Here is a 20,312-nt window from a genome sequence, read left to right as displayed (position 1 = left end):
CGCAATGAACGTTATTGAAAATTTAAAATGGCGATATGCTTGTAAAAAATTTGATGAAACAAAGTTTTTATCAGATTCACAGGTAGAAACTCTCACAAAAGCTTTTAACTTAACGGCAACATCATTTGGGTTGCAACCAATTAAGCTATTGGTTATAAAAAATAAAGAATTACAAAGAGAATTAGTTACCCACTCATTTGATCAAGAACAAGTGTATAGTGCTTCACATCTATTGGTTATCTGTATTCAGGATTATTTTACTTTAGATGATATTGACTCTTATTTTGATCTAGAAAGGGAGATTAGAGGTACCTCTGAAGAAATTTTACAGCCGTATCGCAAACAGCTTAAAGATATTTTTGCGAATAAATCTACGAATGAAAAACAAAAATCGGCCATAAATCAAGCCTATATTGCTTTAGGAAATTTAATGACCATTTGTGCTCTGGAAAAAATAGATTCTTGTCCGATGGAAGGTTTTATAGCGCAGAAATATGACGAAATCTTAAACTTACGTGATCAAAATCTAAAATCGGTATTACTATTTCCGGTAGGATTTAGAGCTGAAGATGATTTTATGAGTACACTCAAAAAAGTAAGAAAACCAATCGAAGAAACAATTATAAAAATCTCTTAAAGTAAATGAATTCAGAAATAAGAAATTTAGAACCACTAGCACTATGGAATCATTTTGCAGATTTAAATGCTGTGCCTCGTGCTTCCAAAAAAGAAGAACGCGTTATTCAGTTTATGGTTGACTTTGGAAATCGATTAAATTTAGAAACTTTTATTGATAAGGTTGGAAATGTGATCATTAAAAAACCTGCAACTTCTGGCATGGAAAACCGAAAGACCATTGTGATGCAATCGCATTTAGATATGGTTCACCAAAAAAATAATGATACTGTTTTTGACTTCGATACTCAAGGTATTGAAATGTTTATTGATGGAGATTGGGTGAAGGCAAAAGGAACTACCCTAGGTGCGGATAATGGATTAGGAGTAGCCACTATCATGGCTATCTTAGAATCTAAAAATATCGAACACCCTTCGATCGAAGCACTTTTTACTATTGATGAAGAGACCGGAATGACAGGTGCAATGGGTCTTGAAGGGGGTTTATTAAAAGGCGAAATATTACTTAATCTTGATACAGAAGATGATGATGAGATCGGTGTGGGTTGTGCTGGAGGCATTGATATAACAGCAACTAAATTTTATGTTCCGCAAAAAATCGAAGGAGGTCAAACTGCCTATAGAATTTCGGTAAAAGGATTGCAAGGCGGGCATTCGGGCATGGATATTCATAAAGATTTTGGTAATGCTAATAAGCTAATGAATCGTATTTTATTCGCTCTCAATGAATGGATTTTAATTGCTGAAATTGATGGTGGCGGACTGCGAAATGCAATCCCTAGAGAAAGTAATGCCATCATTGTAACTAGCGTACCAGAAATTTTGGAAGATCAATTTTATCAAATTGCAAAAACCATTATTGATGAATACCAAGGAATAGAAAGTGATATAGAAATAGAGCTGGAAGAAAGTTTATTACCTCAAACTACAATTGCCAGTGAGGAGCAAGACATACTTTTAAAAACTATTTATGCCGCACATAATGGCGTTTTTAGAATGAGCCCAGATATCAAAGATTTAGTAGAAACTTCTAACAATGTAGCACGCGTACTAGTTAAAGATGGCACTATAAAAATACTTTGTTTAACACGAAGTTCAATAGAATCGGGCAAAGAGAATTTAACAAATACCATCAAATCTGTATTTGAGTTAGCTGGTTTTAGCGTTGACCTTTCTGGTTCATATCCTGGTTGGAAACCCAATCCGAATTCTGAAATCTTAAAAGTTCTAAAAGATCTTTATGTAAATATGTTCAATGAAGCGCCCAATGTTCTTGCTTGTCATGCAGGACTTGAATGTGGAATTTTGGGTACCAACTACCCAGAAATGGACATGATATCTTTTGGACCAAATATTAGAGGAGCGCATTCTCCAGATGAAAGAGCAAGTATCAGCTCAGCTCAAAAATATTGGAAGTACGTTATCGAGATTTTAAAAAATATTCCTGCTAAAGGTTAGCTAAATGTTTTCGATTCTGTTTGAGATGAAATTTAGCATTACCCAATACTTGTAAAATATTTGGTTTATAAACTTAGTTCTTATACAATAAGATATCTTTTCGTCGTTATCATAGTAATAATAAAACGCCAAAATGAAATCAATAAAAATTTTAGTAACAGTTTGTGTAGCATTTTTACTTTTTTCTTGTTCTGAAGATGATACTATTGGAGTAAATGCTACAGCCGATGAGGTAGCGGGTACCTGGAAATTAGTAGAAATAACTCAAGAAGGCACTACGACTACCGAAATACAAGGAGTTCCAGTTCAAACCAATTTCACAGCAGTTGGTAAAAATATTGATGCACAAGTTATTTTTACTCAAAACCCAAATAATTTTGTTGGATCTGGGAGCTATACGAGTGTAGTAACCATAACTATTCTTGGGCAAGGTAATACTCAGGAAATCCCTGTAGATATTGATGAATTTTTAAGTGAAGGAACCTGGGCAATAAACGGTACAGAATTAACAGTTACGCAAAATAATGAGTCAGCAACTGCAATAATTACTGAAATAACTGCTACCACTTTAAAATTTGAAATAGAAATCAATCAAGAAATTGTAATAGATGGATTTAGAAGCACCTCAGAAACAACGGCCAAAATGTCTTTAGTTAAACAATAAAGATGTAAATGAAAGCTAAAAATCTGATACTTCTCATTACTGTCATTGGCTTTTTAAATCTAAGTGCACAGTCTGTTAAATACGATAAAAAAGCATTATCATTCTTAAATTCTACTAAAGTAATTTTAGTAGAATTTGATTTTTCTCAATTAACATTTGAAGATGATAAAGCCGAAGCAGAATACTTAGAACATAGAATGAACAGGTTAAATAAACGTTCCGATTCTATAGGCTATAAATGGCTAGATCAATATAAAGCATACAAAAACAAATACTGGCAAGAACAATTTGTTAATGAGCTAAACAAGAGATTGGCAAAAGCAAAAAAGAAAGTAATCTTTGCACTAACTGCTGAGAACGCTGATCATAAATTAGTTGTAAGAACAAAATGGATCTACTTAGGGTATAATGTAGGCGTAGCCAATGAACCTGCAAAATTAAAAGTAGATTTTGATTTTTATACCACCAATAGTTCGGAAACCTTATTGACCTCATTACATATTAAGCGCGCTACCGGCACTAATGGAAATTCCATTAAAAAAGGAGATAAATTTCGCTATTTAAAGAGGGTTGGAAACGCTTACAAGAAGAGTGCCTTTATGATTTATTTAGTTTTAAATAAGTTTTTAAACTAATTACTCGATTTAAATTTTTTCCTTCTTTTTCATTTGTCAGAAATTCTAGACTTCGTACTTTTGGCAAAACCTAATAGCAATGGAAAACACCAAATACGTTTTCGTTACCGGAGGCGTAACTTCATCACTTGGAAAGGGCATTATTGCTGCTTCTTTGGCCAAATTACTACAAGAAAGAGGCTACTCAGTAACCATTCAAAAGCTAGATCCATATATCAATATTGATCCCGGAACTTTGAATCCTTACGAGCATGGAGAGTGTTTTGTTACGAATGATGGTGCCGAAACGGATCTTGATTTGGGTCATTACGAACGTTTTTTGAATATTCCTACCTCACAAGCAAATAACGTAACTACAGGAAGAATTTATCAAACGGTTATTGATAAAGAACGCAAAGGTGATTATCTGGGTAAAACAGTTCAAGTAATTCCTCATATTACAGATGAAATTAAACGTAGAATTCAGCTTATAGGTACTACAGGAGAGTTTGATATTGTAATTACAGAAATTGGTGGTACAGTTGGTGATATTGAATCATTACCATATGTTGAATCTGTACGTCAATTATTATGGGAATTAGGTGAAGAAAATGCTATTGTTGTTCATCTTACTTTGGTTCCTTATTTAGCCGCAGCGGGCGAATTGAAAACAAAACCAACACAGCATTCTGTAAAAATGCTTATGCAAAGTGGTGTAAGTCCAAATATTCTTGTGTGTAGAACGGAACATGAAATCTCCGATGATATTAAACGTAAACTTGCATTATTCTGTAATGTTAAAAAAGAAGATGTTATTCAATCACTTGACGCAGAAACCATTTATGATGTTCCTAACTTAATGTATCAGGAAGGTTTAGATACGGTAGTACTTAAAAAATTAAACCTTTCGGCTGAAGATAAACCGGTTCTTAACAAATGGAATGACTTTTTGAAACGTCATAAAAACCCAAAACACACTGTTGAAATAGGCTTGATAGGTAAATATGTTGAATTACATGATTCCTATAAATCTATATCTGAAGCCTTTATTCATGCCGGTGCAGCTAATGAAGTACAAGTCAATTTACATTGGATTCATTCTGAAACCTTAACTATTGATCAACTTAAAGACCTTGATGGAGTTTTAGTGGCTCCAGGTTTTGGTAATAGAGGTATTGAAGGTAAAATTGATGCTATAAAATACATTAGAGAACACCATATTCCGTTTTTAGGCATTTGTCTCGGTATGCAAATGGCAGTTATCGAGTTTGCACGAAATGTTTTAGGCCTACAGAATGCCAATTCTACAGAAATGGTTGAAGATACCCCTCATCCTGTTATTAATTTAATGGAAGAGCAAAAAAACATTACAGATATGGGGGGCACCATGCGTTTAGGCGCATGGCAATGTGAGCTAAAAAACAATTCTGTTGTTAAATCGGTTTATGACAAAAATGTGATAGACGAACGTCATCGCCATCGATATGAATTCAACAATGATTATTTAGAGCAATTTGAAGCCTCTGGTATGATTGCTACAGGTAAAAATCCTAAAACAGGTTTAGTAGAAATTGTTGAATTACCTAACCATCCATGGTTTGTAGGCGTACAATATCATCCTGAGTATAAAAGTACAGTGCTCAACCCGCATCCATTATTTGTTGCATTTGTTGCAGCTTCATTGAAATATAAAATTGAAGCTACAGTATAAAGATTTACATGTTTATAATCTCTTCTATGCTTGCTCTTTTACTATAATCTGGATCATAATGTGCATATGATATTTTACCGTTTTTAGCTATAATATACGTTGCAGGAACTGGTAAAACATTATTATTCGTTTCGTTGTATTTAGCTACTTTATTTTTAGTAAACCCGTAGTAGCTAGTTACATTTTTATCATTGACTTCAAAGGCTACTTTATACGCATTCATTATGCTATTATCAACATCATGCACAATTGAATATTTGGCATTTACCTTATCTGATGTTTCTTTGGTTTTTTCAACTTTTTCAGGTGTCACAACAACCACGTAGTATCCCTTGTTAATCAATTCTTCAAGATTTTCACTTAACTTCTTTAGGTGCTTTTTACAATATGGGCACCAATTTCCACGGTAAAACAACAATAATATCTTATGGTCTTTTAATATTTTCTTCGAATTGATTTCTTTACCAAATTGATCCTTTCCTTTAATTAAAGGTGCAGCTTCTCCCACTTGTAAATAATCGTTGTCAATTTGAGAAAACCCTGAAATAGAAATTAAAAGAATAGCTGTGAAAAATAATTTATACATTTTAAAATAGTTTTTTATGAATAGACGTATTTTAATTTTTCCCTTACTTTTTCTTTACTTGCTATGAAGCTTTTTAAAATTAATATCTTTGTTATAAACGCATTAACTATGAAAAAAATAATAATCCTCATTACATTTTTTACTGCATCGGCAGTAATCAGTCAGACAACAAGCGACACCATATCAGAAAAAACATTTAATGAAGAATTAGCTAAAGAAATGAAAGCCGATGACTATGGAATGCGCAAATATGTGATGGCATTTTTAAAAAGGGGACCAAACAGACCTACTGACAAAGCTGAAGCTGCTAAATTACAAGCTGCTCATATGGGAAATATTAGGCGCTTAGCGAAAGAAGGAAAGTTAGCCTTAGCAGGGCCTTTTTTAGATAATGGAGAATTACGTGGTATCTATATTTTCAATGTTGAATCTATTGAGGAAGCTAAAGCTTTAACGGAAACTGATCCTGCTATAAAATCTGGTAGTTTAATAATAGAATTACATCCTTGGTATGGCTCTGCGGCATTAGGTTTTGTAAATAAACACCATGGTAAATTAGCAAAAAAGAAGATTTAAAGTTGACAAATGTATCTTATCCGTCATGCCGAACTTATTTAGGCATTTCATTAACTTACTTCTATAACAACTTTAAGGTTAAACCTGGAAATAAGTCGAAAATGATATTATATGTTACTTAATAAATAAGTAATAGAGGAAATAAAAAACTAAAAGTGAAATCAAAATGGATAAGATAAAATTCTTTCTATTTTCATTTTTTAGTTTAGTTCGAATATCTTTTTTAACCTTGTTAAGTCTTTGATCTGAAACTTTTGGTAAATCATATAAGGCATCATTTACTTCTGAACTTAAATGCTCTTTTTTAAACCTACCAACTTTTGTTTGTTTTCTTCTTTTATTTCTATTATGAACATCTTGAAAACTGCGCATAAAAAATCAAAAGTTACTTCAAAAGCTCTTTAGCTTTCAGTTTTGCTTCTTCGTTGCGATCAATTTTATGTTCTGGTCGAGTCCATTTAGGTTTTTCACCTAAATCTTTATACTGAGAGTTTTCGGCCTCAACCGTTTCTGGTTGCATTTTTTTAATAAATGGTTTTTGAGGGTTCAAACCTAATAATTTAAACATCTCCATATCTTCATTTACATCTGGGTTTGGGGTTGTAAGAAGTTTATCACCTGCAAAAATTGAATTAGCACCTGCAAAGAAACACATTGCTTGTCCTTCTCTACTCATATCGGTTCTTCCTGCACTCAAACGTACCTGTGTTTCAGGCATTACAATGCGGGTAGTAGCCACCATTCGAATCATTTCCCAAATAGAAACAGGTTCTTGGTCTTCTAGTGGTGTTCCGTCTACAGCCACCAGCGCATTAATAGGTACTGATTCGGGTTGTGGATTTAATGTAGATAATGCCACAAGCATCCCTGCTCTATCCTTTACATTTTCGCCCATACCAATAATTCCTCCACTACAAACAGTAACATTTGTTTTACGAACATTATCAATAGTATCTAATCTATCTTGATATCCTCTGGTAGAAATTACTTCTTTATAATATTCTTCTGAAGAGTCTAAATTATGATTGTATGCATATAATCCAGCTTCTGCCAGGCGTTTTGCCTGATTTTCTGTAACCATACCTAATGTACAACATACTTCCATATCAAGCTTATTAATAGTACGAACCATTTCTAATACCTGATCGAACTCTGGTCCATCTTTTACATTACGCCAAGCAGCTCCCATACATACGCGAGAACTTCCTGAAGCTTTTGCCCGTAAAGCCTGGGCCTTAACCTGAGGAACTGACATTAAATCATTTCCTTCAATATCGGTATGGTAACGTGCTGCTTGCGGACAATACCCACAATCTTCAGGGCAACCACCTGTTTTTATTGATAACAACGTTGATACCTGTACTGTATTCGGATCGTGATACTTTCTATGAATAGTAGCCGCATCATAAAGCAGCTCCATCAAAGGTTTATTATAAATAGCTAAGATTTCTTCTTTTGTCCAGTCGTGTCTTGTCATGCTCATACATTCGAGTTATTAGGTATGGTCAAAAGTAAAAAATTCCGCCATAGTGGCGGAATTTTTAAATTACTTTTTATCATCAGATTTATCATCAGGTTTTGCCCCTTTAGGCTTTTCTGGTTTTTGAACATCTTTTCCTTTTAGATATTCGGGTAATTCCATACCTGCCATATTGAACATTTCCTGTAATGGAGGAACTGCTTTATACATACCAGAAATAAAGTTAGATGTAGATGTTTTGCCATCTTTTGCAGTACCATTCTCCCAAACGGTAACCTTATCAATTTTAATATACTTAATAGAACAGCGTCTTTAGAATTATTTCGACAACAAAACACTAACAGCGTTTCCACCGAAACCAACGGCATTTACCAGTACTTTTTGGATAGTTTTTGGTTGATTTTGTGTTTTGGCGTATGGTACTTCTATAGCTTGTTGGTGTTGTAACATTAAGACGGCTAGTTCTAAACTCAATAAGCCTGAAGCACCGAACGTATGGCCCAGCTTCCATTTATTAGTTGTCAAAAAAGGGGTTTTGTTACAAAACACCTTCTCGATAGCTTTGATTTCAGCTAAATCACCCTTAATTGTGCCAGGGGTATGTGTAATAATCACATCTACATTTTCGGTTGATAAATCTCCTAGTGCCATCTTCATTGATTGCTGAAAACAATCGGCCTCGGTAGATAGTGAAGTGTTATGCTTTAAAAGTTCGGTTGCATACCCAATTCCTTCAACAAAACATAAAGCATTTTCTTTTTGCCCGATTTCTAAACAAGCTACAGAAGCTCCTTCTCCAAGCACCATGGTATTTTTAGTCTTTTCTAAGTCTAAAGCACGACAGGGATAAGAATCAATAAAGTCTTTAGCATAAATATTTAAAGCTTGCATCTGGGCAATTGTAAATGGTGTTAAAGGAGCTTCACTACCTCCCACTAAAAATTTAGTTGCCATACCAGAATGAAGCCAGGCTATGCCATTTAATAGCGCATGTAACGCCGTTGAGCAGGTAATAGAATGTGAAATTTCGGGCCCCTTTGTTTGTAGATCGTGAGCCACCCATGATGATATATTACCTAAGGTAGTTGTAGGAGAGCTTAATGTTGAAGACCTTTTTTTAGTTAAAAATTCACTGTGATATTTTTCGAATAAACCTGTAGCGCCTCTTGAAGAACCAATATTTACGCCAAAATTATCTTGAGCTTTCCAATCTGCTTGCTTAACGGCTTCTCGAGACACATATAGCGCATAGAGAACAGAATCGTCTAAATCAATATATTTAGAATTTGAATTTCGAAATTCAGTTATTTTAGTTCTGGAATCGTCTGATAATGACGCAACTAAAACATCTTTATTTTGCATTTTTTTTGGCAAAATATGATGTTTTGTGTTCTGATATGCATCCCAACTTTCTTTTAAGGAATTACCTAAAGGAGAGATCGATGCTAAAGCTGTTATAGAGATTGGTTTCTTCATAAACTTTGGCAAAAATAAGTTTCTATGTAACAAAAACCAGTCATAAAACACTTATATTTATAAAAAGAGTAAGCAATGAACGAACATGTACAACAAAAAAGCTGGTTTTCAAGAAATTGGATGTGGTTAGTGCCAGTAAGTGGCTGTCTTTTGATAGTTCTTCTTATGGTTTTTGGAGTAGGAGCAGCCATCTTTGGAGTTACTAAATTAATTACGGGCTCTGAGCCGTATGAGTATGCACTAGATCAGGCGGAAACTAATGAAAAAGTTATTCAGATATTAGGCGAGCCTATAGAAACGAATGGTATTATGCAAGGTAATATCTCGCTTAGTAATAATGATGGAAATGCAGATATTAAAATCCCTATTAAAGGACCTAATGGTAAAGCCAGTATTATAGTTAAAGCTGAAAAACATGATGGTGATTGGAATTATAGTGAACTTTATGTTCTGATCAAAGAAACTAATGAACGCATTAACTTAATTGACCAGTCTTTAGAGGGTATTTAACGCCATACTGAACTAGTTTCGGTATCAAACTAATAATATAAAGCCTGTTAAAAAGTGTTTAATACTGATTCAATTACATCATAAACTTTATGTAATTGCTCATTAGAAATTGTAAAAGGTGCCAAAATGTATATTGTATTTCCTAACGGTCGTAAACAAACCCCATTTTTCATAAAGAAATTAAAAAGCTCATTACGCAAATTACCGTAACGCTCCATCTTTACATCTAAGTCCAGTGCATAAATAACACCCAATTGGCGGGTTTCTTTCACTTTAGGATGGTTTTTAATACGTTGATCAAAAATTTTATGCTCTTCGGTAATCCTTTTAATGTTATTCTGTAGCTCTTCTGATTGTAACAATTCTATTCCGGCCAATGCTGCTGTACAAGCAATTGGATTCGCAGAATATGTATGTCCATGAAAAAAACCTTTAGCTAATTCATCACTTAGAAAAGCGTTATACACTTTCAGTGTACATGAGGTGATGGCCATAGGCACCAATCCTGCGGTTAATGATTTTGACAAACAAATAATATCGGGCTGGTTTTTTAGGTGATCTGAAGCAAAATATTTACCTGTTTTACCAAAGCCCGTCATCACCTCATCAGCAATTGTCAACACATCATGTTTTTTAGCAATAGCTAGAAATTCATCTAGATATTCTGCCTGATGCATTTTCATAGCTGCCGCTCCTTGAACCAAGGGTTCGTATATAAAAGCAGCCACTTGATATTTTTCTAAAATTTGTAAAAATTGTGATCTAACATTTTCAAAATTTTCTGCTGTAGGTACAGGAATTCTTTCTACATCAATAAAGAAATCTTCAAAAGGGCCATTATAAACAGACAACCCTGAAACAGACATTGCTCCAAAAGTATCACCATGAAAACCATCTTCAAACGCAATAATCTTTCCTCGTTTTTCGCCGTTATTAAAATAATATTGTAGCGCCATTTTAATTGCTACATCAACTGATGTAGAGCCATTATCTGAAAAAAATAATTTTTGCTGATTATCTGGTAATATATTAATTAGTGTTTCTGATAATCTTATCGCTGGTTCATGAGTAAATCCGGTAAAGACGACATGATCTAGCTGTTGCATTTGCCTTGCTACTTTATCTATAATATATGGGTTGCAGTGCCCATACATACAGGTATACCATGAAGCAATACCGTCTATATATTCATTACCTTCCTCATCATAAAGCACACAATCTTTTGCTTTAACGATACCGATGGTTTCGGGTTGTAATTTATGCTGCGTTAACGGATGCCAAAGGTGTTTTTTATCTCTACTTTTTAAGGTCATAGTTTGCTTCTAAATTTTTCTGCGTATTCTTTTACTACATTCTCATCAAAATAGGGTTCCTCTTCGATACGACCAATAACCGCAGTATTTGTCATTCCCTTAATAATCGATTCGGTCGTAGGGTGCTCGTTACCTGAAAATATAATAGATACATCAAACCCTTTCTCTTTTAAAAAATTAGCTGTTAGTAAGGTGTGATTAATACTTCCTAAGTAATGACGTGAAACCAATATAATTTTATAATTAGGTTTGATTATATCAAAAACGGTATGCTTATCATTTAATGGAACCAGTAAACCTCCAGCTCCTTCAATAACCAAATGATTCTTAGTAATTGGCTCTTTTATTTTTTTGAGATCAATCTTGAGTTTATCAATCTCAGCAGCGGCATGCGGGCTCATAGGTGTGTTCAGCGCATAGCTATTTGGGTGAAATTTAGATATACTATTTGAAACTAATCGTTCAACCTTTTTCGTATCACAATTTTCTAGATCTCCGGCTTGCACTGGCTTCCAATAATCAGCTTCTAACGCCTCGGTAACAATTGCCGCAGCAATAGTTTTACCAACGTCTGTTGAAATACCGGTAATAAAGTATTTTTTCATTTCAAATCAAATTCAGTTCCACAATCATTACATCTATAAATAAATTTAGTATAAAAAGGTAAAAGAGTATATAGTAATCCTATTAAAAACCAGAATAAAGATTTTGCGCTTTTTACACTAGAAAACATATTAACATTTGTACTATTACATTTTACACATTTGATAGGATTCCCTTCATCATCAATTGAATTTTTATCAATAGAACTCAATATCTCTAAAGCTTTTGGTTTATCTTTAATAGAAACTTTTAGTTTAACTCCTCCAATAGCATTGCTAACTAAGGGGTCTGTATCAATGGTGAGATTATCCCATATAAGTGTTTCTACTCCTTCCGCTTCAAGTTTGCCTTTTATAATATAGGCCTCGGATGAATATTGATATGTTGCTATTGTGACAAATATGTTTTTCATTGCGTCACAAAAGTAGCAAGCTTCTCTAAAACTTTTGTAATTTCTTCTTTAGAATTATATGCATGAATGCAGAAACGTAAACGCTCTGTTCCTGCCTGTACCGTTGGCGATAAAATGGGTTTCGCATCAAATCCGTTTTCTTTAAGTTTTTTAGAAATTGATTTAACAGCTGTATTACCTGGAATTACACAGCAATGTATTGTTGAATGACTATTAATAAAGTTCAAACTTAATCTCTTTATTTCCAATTTAAAGTGTTCAATGTTATCATGAAGTTTTTTAGAGACTTCGTTGGTGAGTGCATCATATACTGTTTTTATTGTAGCCAATGAATGCTGTGGTAAAGCTGTGGTATAAATAAGGCTTCTAGAAAAATTAACTAAATACTGCTTTAGTTCTTTACTTCCTAGAATAGCAGCTCCATGACACCCTAAAGCTTTACCAAATGTAATCAGTCTAGCAAAAACTTCTTTTTCTAAACCTAATTCTTGAACTAATCCACATCCTTTATTTCCAAAAACACCAACCGCATGTGCTTCATCGATTATCAAATATGCATTATACCTATTACATAATTGAGATAGTTTAATTAAATCTGGTGAGTCACCGTCCATAGAAAAAATAGACTCTGTAACTACATAAATTATTTGATTATTGTCTTGTGATCTTTCTAGTATTTCATTGAGGCGCTCAAGATTATTATGTTTAAACTTATAAGACTTTGCATTTGTCATTTTTATACCATCTCGAATGGAGGCATGAATTAATTCATCATATAATATTAAATCATCGCGCTGTGGCACAGATGAAAAGAACCCTATATTAGCGTCATATCCAGAATTAAAAATTAATGCCTCTTCACTTTTGTGATGATTACAGATAACATTTTCAACCTCATTATATAATTGATGATTTCCCGATAGTAATCGCGATCCGGTTGCTCCGTTCCTTTGTAGGTTAGATGTTATTAGAAATTGATGTGTCTTGTCAAAAATCAATGAAGACTTAGCAAAACCCAAATAATCATTTGAAGAAAAATCAATTAACTTGGCATGACTTCCTAGCGTTCTTAAAGAATTATTAGCCTCACGTTCGGTTAGTTTTTGATGTAATTTTTCAGGCAGCTTCATTACTGGCAAAAGTATTAAAATATCACATCTTTATGCTCTGTTTATTTTAGTTGATTGGTAAACTTAATTTTCCTTTTACAAATAAAGAATTAAATTATTCTTTCATGATACAACATTTTTATCAATAGATTTTAACTCAATTTGTAACTCGGTGAGCATGGTTGCAATACTACTTAATTTAAGTTCATTCTTATCATATTCTTGTGTATTAATACAACATTTAAATCTCCATAGCTCAAGAATATCTTCAATTTTCACCTCATAAGGTGCATATTTTTTATTGTCGGAATAGAGTAATAAACTATTTCTATCCTTAATTCTATTATATACACGTTTATATACCAATCCATCTTCTTTTGTTAAAAGCACATACGTTCTCCCATCTTTTACATCTTTAATGTCTTCAACGTATTTTCCGATAATAAATGCTCCTGGTTTTACAGGTAACATAGAATCTCCTTTTATAGGGAAAGCCCTATGGGTGCCAGCGGGTAAAAATGGTAAATTAAACCGTTGAAGGTCTTCTATATATTCTGGATCAGCATAGCCCTTTAAGTAACCAGCCGAAGCTTCAATAGGAACTATCTCAATGTTTTCTTTATTCGCTTCTGTAACTGTAATTGGAAATAATACTCTATTACTCCCGATCTTAATAAATGTTTGATTCTTTGACTTTCTCAGGTCAACTTTAATCAATGTATCTACTGGCAGGTTAAAATATTTTGAAACGTCAATTAATATATCAATTGGAGGCTCTGATCGACCCTCTTCATATGAGCCAATTCTTGACCTTGTACACTTTAACTCTTCTGATAGAGCCTCTTGAGACAAGCTCTTAAGGCTTCTTAAGTACTGTAAGTTTGATTTAAAATAATTCATTTTACTACATTTTGTAGCAATCATTCACTACATTTTGTAGCTAAATTTACATAAAATAAATTAATTGACAAATTGTATTTGAATTGCCATACATATTATAGCCTTCGATATGGAACTATTAAGCCAGAAGAACTTTTGTCTTTAGCTTCTGAGGCAAAGCTTCAAAGTATTGCGCTAACCGATATTAATAATACTTCGGCGTGTTTAGATTTTGTTCGCTTGTCTTCTAAATACAATATCAAAGCTGTTTTAGGGGTAGATTTTAGAAATGGAGTTGATCAACAATTTATATTACTGGCCAAAAACAATAAAGGATTTCAACAGATCAATAACTATTTATCTATTTTTTTACATGATAGTTCTTTAGTGATCCCACAAAAACCAATTGATATAGCTGACAGTTTTGTAATTTATCCTTTTGAAAAAGGAAAACTATACACACTTAAGGAAAATGAATTTTTAGGTATTTCTCCTAAAGACCTTAACCATTTAAAATTTTCGAAATGGAATAAGCAACTCCATAAATTAGTAGTTCTAAGAACTGTTTCTTTTCAAGATAAAAAGGGATTTAACACCCATCGCTTACTACGAGCTATAGATAATAACACTTTATTAAGTAAGCTATCATTAAATGAACAAGGATGTGAGACAGATCAATTTTTGCCTTTAGAAAATCTTAAGATCATCTATAAAGATTACCCAGAACTTATTGAAAACACACAACGAATTTTGAATGATTGTTCTGTCGAATTTGATTTTTCGCAAACTACCCCAAACAATCAACGCTCTTATACTGGTAATGAAGCCTTAGATTATCGATTACTCGAAAAACTTACTTATCAAGGGTTAGCTTATCGCTATGAAAATCCCGATGAAACTATTTACAACCGTATTAAAAAAGAACTCTCTATCATAAAAGAGAAAGGCTTTGTTTCTTACTTTTTGATCAATTGGAAGATTTTAAAGTATGCTCGCAATAAAGGTTATTTCTATGTTGGACGTGGTAGTGGTGCTAATAGTATTATAGCATACCTCTTACGAATAACAGATGTTGATCCTGTTGAATTAGATCTTTATTTTGAGAGGTTCATTAATCTTTACAGGAAGAATCCGCCTGATTTTGATATTGATTTCTCCTGGGCTGATCGCGATGATATTACTGAATTTATGTTTAAACGTTTTAAGAATACAGCATTAATCACTGTTTACAACACATTTAAATTTAGAGCTTCGGTACGTGAATTAGGAAAAGTATTTGGTTTACCAAAATCTGAAATGGATGTACTTACAAGAGGTAAATATAACTTCAATGCCTTAGATCGATTATCTCAATTAGTTATTAAGTATAGCAAATACATTCAAGGGTTTCCAAATTATTTAGGAATTCATGCTAGTGGAATTTTAATCTCAGAAAAACCCATTCATTATTACTGTGCTACTTTTTTACCACCAAAAGGATTTGCTACTACTCAAATAGATATGGTTATTGCTGAAGATATTGGCTTATATAAGTTTGATATTCTAAGTCAACGAGGATTAGGGAAGATTAAAGATACAGTAGAGATTATTAAATATAACCATCCTGAAAAAGAACAAATAGACATTCATGACATCAAGCGATTCAAAGAAGATAAACGCATTAAATACTTATTGAAAAATGCAAAAGCCATTGGGTGCTTTTATGTGGAATCTCCTGCTATGCGAATGCTTCTAAAAAAACTACAAGTAGATAATTATTTAGGCTTGGTTGCCGCTAGCTCAGTCATACGACCTGGAGTTGCAAAGTCTGGAATGATGCGAGAATATATATTACGTTATCGAAATCCTGAACGAAGAAATGATGCCCATCCTGTATTATTAGATATTATGCCCGAAACTTATGGGGTCATGGTTTATCAAGAAGATGTTATAAAAGTGGCGCATTATTTTGGAGGGCTAACTTTAGGAGAAGCAGATATGTTACGCCGCGGAATGTCAGGTAAATTCCGTTCACGAGAAGAGTTTTTAAAAGTGAAACAGCAATTTTTTGATAATTGTAAAGCTGATGGGAAATCTGAAGCTTTAACTGCAGATATATGGCGGCAAATAGAAAGTTTTGCAGGTTATGCCTTTGCTAAAGGACATTCTGCATCTTATGCCGTTGAAAGTTATCAGAGCCTATTCTTAAAAGCCTATTATCCCTTAGAATATATGGTAGCGACATTAAATAATGGTGGCGGATTTTATAGTAGAGAATTATATGTACACGAGGCCAGAATGCATGGAGCAATTATTGAATCACCTTGTATTAATTCTTGCTACCATCTAACCATAATAACCAGCAAAACCATTTATTTAGGCTTTAATTTTTTACGTGCACTAGAAGTAAATACTATTGAAAGAATACTTAATACTCGTGAACGTGATGGTGCATTTATAGATTTAGACGATTTTATAGATAGAGTAGCCATTTCTATTGAACAAATATCTATCCTTATTAAAATTAATGCATTTCGCTTTACAGGTATCAATAAGCGAGAATTATTATGGGATGCACGTTTAAAGATTAGTAAAATCCCCAAAGAAGAACATGTTATTACGCTGTTTAGAAGTGAACGAATCTCTTATGAAACTCCCGAATTAAAAAGTACTGCCTTAGAAAATGCTTTTGATGAGTATGAATTATTAGGCTTCCCTTTATGTAACCCCTTTGATCTATTAGCCAAACCTCAACAAAGCTTTTTGAGAGCTAAAGAATTAGGCAATTATAAAAATAAGATAATCACTATTGAAGGTTATTTAGTAACCACAAAGAACACAAATACATCAACAGGTAAGGCCATGCATTTTGGCACTTTTTTAGATCGAGATGGCAACTTTATAGATACCGTTCATTTTCCTCCAATAGCTGCTAAATATCCTTTTAGAGGGAAAGGAATTTATACAATCACAGGGAGAGTATTAGAAGAATTTGAATGCATTAACATAGAAGTCATCTCTATGTATCGAAAAGCAATTATCGAAGATCCTAGATACTCGAATGAGCCACAAAAAATTACTGCATAATGGCAGAAGATCGAGCCATTGTGCATATGGATCTAGATACTTTTTTTGTGTCTTGTGAACGTTTATTAGACAGTGCATTGATTGGAAAACCTGTATTGATAGGTGGTACTTCTGATCGAGGTGTAGTAGCTTCTTGTAGTTATGAAGCCAGAAAGTTTGGAATACATTCTGCAATGCCTATGCGTATGGCAAAACAATTATGCCCTCATGCTATCATACTGAGGGGAAATTCTGGCATTTATACTAAGTTTTCTGAGCAAGTTACTGAAGTAATTAAAGAAAGTGTTCCGCTTTATGAGAAGACATCTATAGATGAGTTTTACTTAGACTTAACCGGAATGGATAAATTCTTTGGTTGCCACCAACTAGCTAGTGAATTAAGACAGCGTATTATTAAAGAAACCGGACTACCAATTTCATTTGGATTATCCATCAATAAAACAGTCTCTAAAGTGGCAACCGGAGAAGCCAAGCCTAATAATCAAATACGTATTATTAAGGGAACAGAAAAACCTTTTTTAGCTCCATTATCGGTACGTAAAATACCTATGGTAGGCGAAGTGACTTATAAATCATTATGCGACCTAGGCATTAAACAAATTCTCACTGTACAAAAAATGCCCATGGAATTAATGCATCGTGTTTTGGGTAAAAATGGGCTAAGCATTTGGAAAAAAGCTAATGGTATTGATAATAACCCTGTTGTACAATACCATGAGCGTAAATCTATTTCTACAGAACGTACTTTTGACAAAGACACCACAAATGTTGAAAAATTGAAAAGCATTTTAATAGCAATGACTGAAAACTTAGCTTATCAACTTAGGCGTGGTAATAAATTAACAGCTTGTGTAACTTTTAAAATCCGGTATTCAGACTTTCAAACGTATACTATGCAGAAGCGAATACCTTATAGCTCTTTAGATAGTTCAATTGTACCGATAATTTTAGAATTGTTTAAAAAGCAATATAATCGGCGTTTGTTAGTACGTTTAATCGGCGTTAAATTTAGTCATCTAGTAGAAGGTGGTCATCAAATTAACTTATTCGAAGACGATGAAAAGTTAATTAACCTAAGCCAGGCAGTAGATAAAATGAGAGAACGTTATGGAGATCGTGCCGTAATTAGTGCAGCAGGTATGGAAGCAAAAAGTATTAGTAGGTGGAATCCTTTTACAGGAGAACCGCCACCTCTACTTGCGAATAGAAGGAGATAATTTATGCTTCAACCGTAAAATTATTACGGATTTACCTTACCTGAAAAGAAAATTTTTATTCTAAGTTAGCCTGAAATTAGTATTCCTATAAAGTATATAGGTTTTAGTAAAACAATATGTTCTTTTAATTTAAACTGAAATAGATTTTTAATATCGAGGCACTTGTTTCTAAACACTTATTTCACAGCCTGCCCTTTTAAGTTTAGGTTTAGTCTTCTCTGGAAGCAAGTGCCATTTAAAAAAAGCTAGAGCCTAGGCTCTAGCTAAAACAAAATATTAAGTCAGGGACTACCTTCTAATTAAATTAATGAAGGGTAATGACAGTTTAAAGTTAAGGAAACTATTGAAAAAGAAAAAGTTTAGGGTTGTTGCACTTTAATTCTGCTAGTTTTAGAATTTGGGTTAGAAATAGACTAGCAGAAAAAGTGCACATAATTAACATAATAAGCTCACAAATTATAAAATAGCTTTTTAGCAATTTTAATAAGGGTGTTTTTAAGTTTCACTTACTAATCTTGATTTCATTGATTCGATTATAAAAACATGCGTACAGATAAGTTTATTTACCTAATTATCATTTAATTACAAATATTCTTAAAAAATAGTGAAGCTTTAAAAACAAAAAAGCCTTGTATTTTTAAATACAAGGCTTTTATTTTGGTGGGCGCGAAGGGATTCGAACCCCTGACCCCTTGGGTGTAAACCAAGTCAAGCATATTTTTATTCACAATTGTTCCCCTACCCTTTCAATAACAATTAGATATTAATGGTAAGAATGTGACTGTTCCCAATCAACTTCATAACTAAGTAATTTGTTATTTACTTTTCTAATTACATACACCTTAAAAAATTTATGTTTTTCAACAACTGGCATCAACCCAGGTATTTTTTTACTCTGTTTTTATTTACCTCTTTTATCTTCTCTTTAAAAAACAGATATTCTTTATCCGATAGTTCATTTGCTTTTTCAAATTGTATTTTATCAAGAGATGCCAAGCTACAGGTATCTAATTTCTGTGTTTTCGAAGAATGAACAAATCTCTCCCCCTCAATATAAAACATTGTCAAATCTTCATTTTTTGTCTTGACTTTATTCTTTTGATCATCAAACATTATGTACTTCACAGACTTTAAATACTTATCACTGTTTTTGCACAACGAAAAATAGTTATTGTCTTGACCAAAAGACTTTAAAATACAAGTAAAAAAAACTAGAGTAAAAATATTTATAATGCTTTTCATTTTAACCATGAACTGTACCCAGTTCAACATATTATGGCCTAAGACTATCAACAAATTTGTTATTTGTTACAGAAAACATATAATGCCAATGATTATTAATTTTTTCAAAAACAAAAAATGCATTATCCCCTTTTCTATTATAAGCTATAAAAGCAAACTGCTTGTTAGCAGAATATATCGGCTTGGAGAAAGTATAAAAGTTATATTTTTTATTTAAATCATACATTTTTCTGAGTTCAATATTTTTCTCTTTCTTTGATAGATTTCTAATTTCTTTTCGGGTATATCTTAAATCGTCAATTAATAATACTTTATTTTCGAATTCAATTTTTTCACCACTCCATATGTTTGAATTGTCCTCAATTTGTTCGCTTAAATGATTAATTTCATTTCTCGTGAGAATTGAATCTAATTCTTTTAATTTCTTCTTATTATTTCTATAACGCCTCCAACTTGCATTTTTATCAAAAAATTGATCATAGTGAAAATTATCAGCAAGTACATTAATGTATATTTTAGAATAAAAAATTTTGTTTTTTTCATATAGATGATTGTTATATTCATCATCGGGATACTTGTCTTTATAAATTAAACCAAGCGAATCATTAAGAACATTAGATTTGATGATTTTACTTAGACTTAAATTTAAAACATCATAATCATCATTGGAAATTATTATTTTCTTCTGGGCGCTAATTTCAAAAACAAAATTCAAAAGAATTACTAGTATAATATATTTTGTTATTTTTAAATACTTCAT

At 32.8% G+C, this 20,312-nt stretch carries 21 protein-coding genes and 1 tRNA gene; 9 read left to right on the top strand and 13 right to left on the bottom strand.

Annotated features, from left to right (window positions below):
- Window positions 1–4 precede the first annotated feature (4 nt).
- The 5 genes from AC1EUU_RS00205 (at window position 5) to AC1EUU_RS00185 (ending at window position 5,083) form a co-directional block, all read left to right on the top strand.
- Complete coding sequence (locus AC1EUU_RS00205) at window positions 5–637, top strand: NAD(P)H-dependent oxidoreductase (RefSeq protein ID WP_480199355.1); 633 nt, start codon at window positions 5–7, stop codon at window positions 635–637.
- Window positions 638–642: 5 nt separating this feature from the next.
- Window positions 643–2,094 carry an aminoacyl-histidine dipeptidase gene (locus tag AC1EUU_RS00200; RefSeq protein WP_480199354.1) on the top strand — a complete coding sequence of 484 codons (1,452 nt, stop codon included), beginning with the start codon at window positions 643–645 and terminating at the stop codon, window positions 2,092–2,094.
- A 133-nt stretch (window positions 2,095–2,227) separates the two neighbouring features.
- The gene (locus AC1EUU_RS00195; protein WP_480199353.1) at window positions 2,228–2,758 is read left to right on the top strand and encodes a lipocalin family protein; all 531 of its coding nucleotides are present in this window, start codon (window positions 2,228–2,230) and stop codon (window positions 2,756–2,758) included.
- A gap of 8 nt (window positions 2,759–2,766) precedes the next feature.
- Window positions 2,767–3,393, top strand: coding sequence for a hypothetical protein (locus tag AC1EUU_RS00190; protein ID WP_480199352.1), 627 nt, complete (start codon window positions 2,767–2,769; stop codon window positions 3,391–3,393).
- A 79-nt stretch (window positions 3,394–3,472) separates the two neighbouring features.
- A complete protein-coding gene (locus AC1EUU_RS00185) occupies window positions 3,473–5,083 on the top strand; it encodes a CTP synthase (protein ID WP_480199351.1) in 1,611 nt (536 codons plus the stop codon).
- Between the two features lie 4 nt (window positions 5,084–5,087).
- On the opposite strand, the gene AC1EUU_RS00180 is transcribed toward AC1EUU_RS00185, so the two are convergent.
- Window positions 5,088–5,669 (bottom strand): peroxiredoxin-like family protein, encoded by a 582-nt coding sequence (locus tag AC1EUU_RS00180; RefSeq protein ID WP_480199350.1) that lies wholly within the window; start codon window positions 5,667–5,669, stop codon window positions 5,088–5,090.
- Between the two features lie 108 nt (window positions 5,670–5,777).
- Here AC1EUU_RS00180 and AC1EUU_RS00175 point away from each other — a divergent pair, with 108 nt between their 5' ends.
- Window positions 5,778–6,245 (top strand): YciI family protein, encoded by a 468-nt coding sequence (locus tag AC1EUU_RS00175; RefSeq protein ID WP_480199349.1) that lies wholly within the window; start codon window positions 5,778–5,780, stop codon window positions 6,243–6,245.
- 114 nt (window positions 6,246–6,359) lie between these two features.
- Here the strand turns inward: AC1EUU_RS00175 and AC1EUU_RS00170 are convergent, their stop codons facing one another.
- From AC1EUU_RS00170 to AC1EUU_RS00155, 4 genes are all read right to left on the bottom strand, one after another.
- Window positions 6,360–6,617, bottom strand: a complete 258-nt coding sequence (locus tag AC1EUU_RS00170; RefSeq protein ID WP_480199348.1) for a hypothetical protein — start codon at window positions 6,615–6,617, stop codon at window positions 6,360–6,362.
- Between the two features lie 13 nt (window positions 6,618–6,630).
- Window positions 6,631–7,728, bottom strand: coding sequence for a biotin synthase BioB (gene bioB / locus AC1EUU_RS00165; RefSeq protein ID WP_480199347.1), 1,098 nt, complete (start codon window positions 7,726–7,728; stop codon window positions 6,631–6,633).
- A 63-nt stretch (window positions 7,729–7,791) separates the two neighbouring features.
- The gene (locus AC1EUU_RS00160) at window positions 7,792–7,935 is read right to left on the bottom strand and encodes a hypothetical protein (RefSeq protein WP_480199346.1); all 144 of its coding nucleotides are present in this window, start codon (window positions 7,933–7,935) and stop codon (window positions 7,792–7,794) included.
- Between the two features lie 108 nt (window positions 7,936–8,043).
- Window positions 8,044–9,201, bottom strand: a complete 1,158-nt coding sequence (locus AC1EUU_RS00155; protein WP_480199345.1) for a beta-ketoacyl synthase N-terminal-like domain-containing protein — start codon at window positions 9,199–9,201, stop codon at window positions 8,044–8,046.
- A gap of 75 nt (window positions 9,202–9,276) precedes the next feature.
- Between AC1EUU_RS00155 and AC1EUU_RS00150 the strand changes: the two genes are divergently transcribed.
- Window positions 9,277–9,711 carry a cytochrome c oxidase assembly factor Coa1 family protein gene (locus AC1EUU_RS00150; RefSeq protein WP_480199344.1) on the top strand — a complete coding sequence of 145 codons (435 nt, stop codon included), beginning with the start codon at window positions 9,277–9,279 and terminating at the stop codon, window positions 9,709–9,711.
- Window positions 9,712–9,758: 47 nt separating this feature from the next.
- Here the strand turns inward: AC1EUU_RS00150 and bioA are convergent, their stop codons facing one another.
- The 5 genes from bioA to AC1EUU_RS00125 all read right to left on the bottom strand — a co-directional run bounded on the left by bioA (window position 9,759) and on the right by AC1EUU_RS00125 (window position 14,048).
- Entirely contained in the window at window positions 9,759–11,024 is a 1,266-nt protein-coding gene (gene bioA / locus AC1EUU_RS00145) for an adenosylmethionine--8-amino-7-oxononanoate transaminase (RefSeq protein WP_480199343.1), read from the bottom strand.
- The gene (bioD, locus tag AC1EUU_RS00140) at window positions 11,021–11,629 is read right to left on the bottom strand and encodes a dethiobiotin synthase (protein ID WP_480199342.1); all 609 of its coding nucleotides are present in this window, start codon (window positions 11,627–11,629) and stop codon (window positions 11,021–11,023) included. The genes bioA and bioD overlap by 4 nt, the downstream gene beginning before the upstream one ends.
- Complete coding sequence (locus AC1EUU_RS00135) at window positions 11,626–12,039, bottom strand: putative signal transducing protein (protein ID WP_480199341.1); 414 nt, start codon at window positions 12,037–12,039, stop codon at window positions 11,626–11,628. Before AC1EUU_RS00135 ends, bioD begins: the two co-directional genes overlap by 4 nt.
- Window positions 12,036–13,169, bottom strand: coding sequence for an aminotransferase class I/II-fold pyridoxal phosphate-dependent enzyme (locus tag AC1EUU_RS00130; protein ID WP_480199340.1), 1,134 nt, complete (start codon window positions 13,167–13,169; stop codon window positions 12,036–12,038). The genes AC1EUU_RS00135 and AC1EUU_RS00130 overlap by 4 nt, the downstream gene beginning before the upstream one ends.
- A 102-nt stretch (window positions 13,170–13,271) precedes the next feature.
- Window positions 13,272–14,048, bottom strand: coding sequence for an XRE family transcriptional regulator (locus AC1EUU_RS00125; protein ID WP_480199339.1), 777 nt, complete (start codon window positions 14,046–14,048; stop codon window positions 13,272–13,274).
- Between the two features lie 72 nt (window positions 14,049–14,120).
- On the opposite strand from AC1EUU_RS00125, the gene AC1EUU_RS00120 reads away from it, so the two are divergent.
- Window positions 14,121–17,093 carry a DNA polymerase III subunit alpha gene (locus tag AC1EUU_RS00120; protein ID WP_480199338.1) on the top strand — a complete coding sequence of 991 codons (2,973 nt, stop codon included), beginning with the start codon at window positions 14,121–14,123 and terminating at the stop codon, window positions 17,091–17,093.
- Window positions 17,093–18,310, top strand: coding sequence for a DNA polymerase IV (gene dinB, locus AC1EUU_RS00115; RefSeq protein ID WP_480199337.1), 1,218 nt, complete (start codon window positions 17,093–17,095; stop codon window positions 18,308–18,310). The genes AC1EUU_RS00120 and dinB overlap by 1 nt, the downstream gene beginning before the upstream one ends.
- 658 nt (window positions 18,311–18,968) lie before the next feature.
- Here the strand turns inward: dinB and AC1EUU_RS00110 are convergent.
- The 3 genes from AC1EUU_RS00110 to AC1EUU_RS00100 form a co-directional block, all read right to left on the bottom strand.
- A tRNA-Val gene (locus AC1EUU_RS00110) sits at window positions 18,969–19,049 on the bottom strand.
- Between the two features lie 134 nt (window positions 19,050–19,183).
- Window positions 19,184–19,435 (bottom strand): hypothetical protein, encoded by a 252-nt coding sequence (locus tag AC1EUU_RS00105; protein ID WP_480199336.1) that lies wholly within the window; start codon window positions 19,433–19,435, stop codon window positions 19,184–19,186.
- 148 nt (window positions 19,436–19,583) lie between these two features.
- Window positions 19,584–20,312 carry a hypothetical protein gene (locus AC1EUU_RS00100; protein ID WP_480199335.1) on the bottom strand — a complete coding sequence of 243 codons (729 nt, stop codon included), beginning with the start codon at window positions 20,310–20,312 and terminating at the stop codon, window positions 19,584–19,586.

The sequence above is a fragment of the Maritimimonas sp. 2205BS37-2 genome, from assembly GCF_056591755.1.
This window is presented reverse-complemented; position numbering and strand designations above follow the sequence as displayed.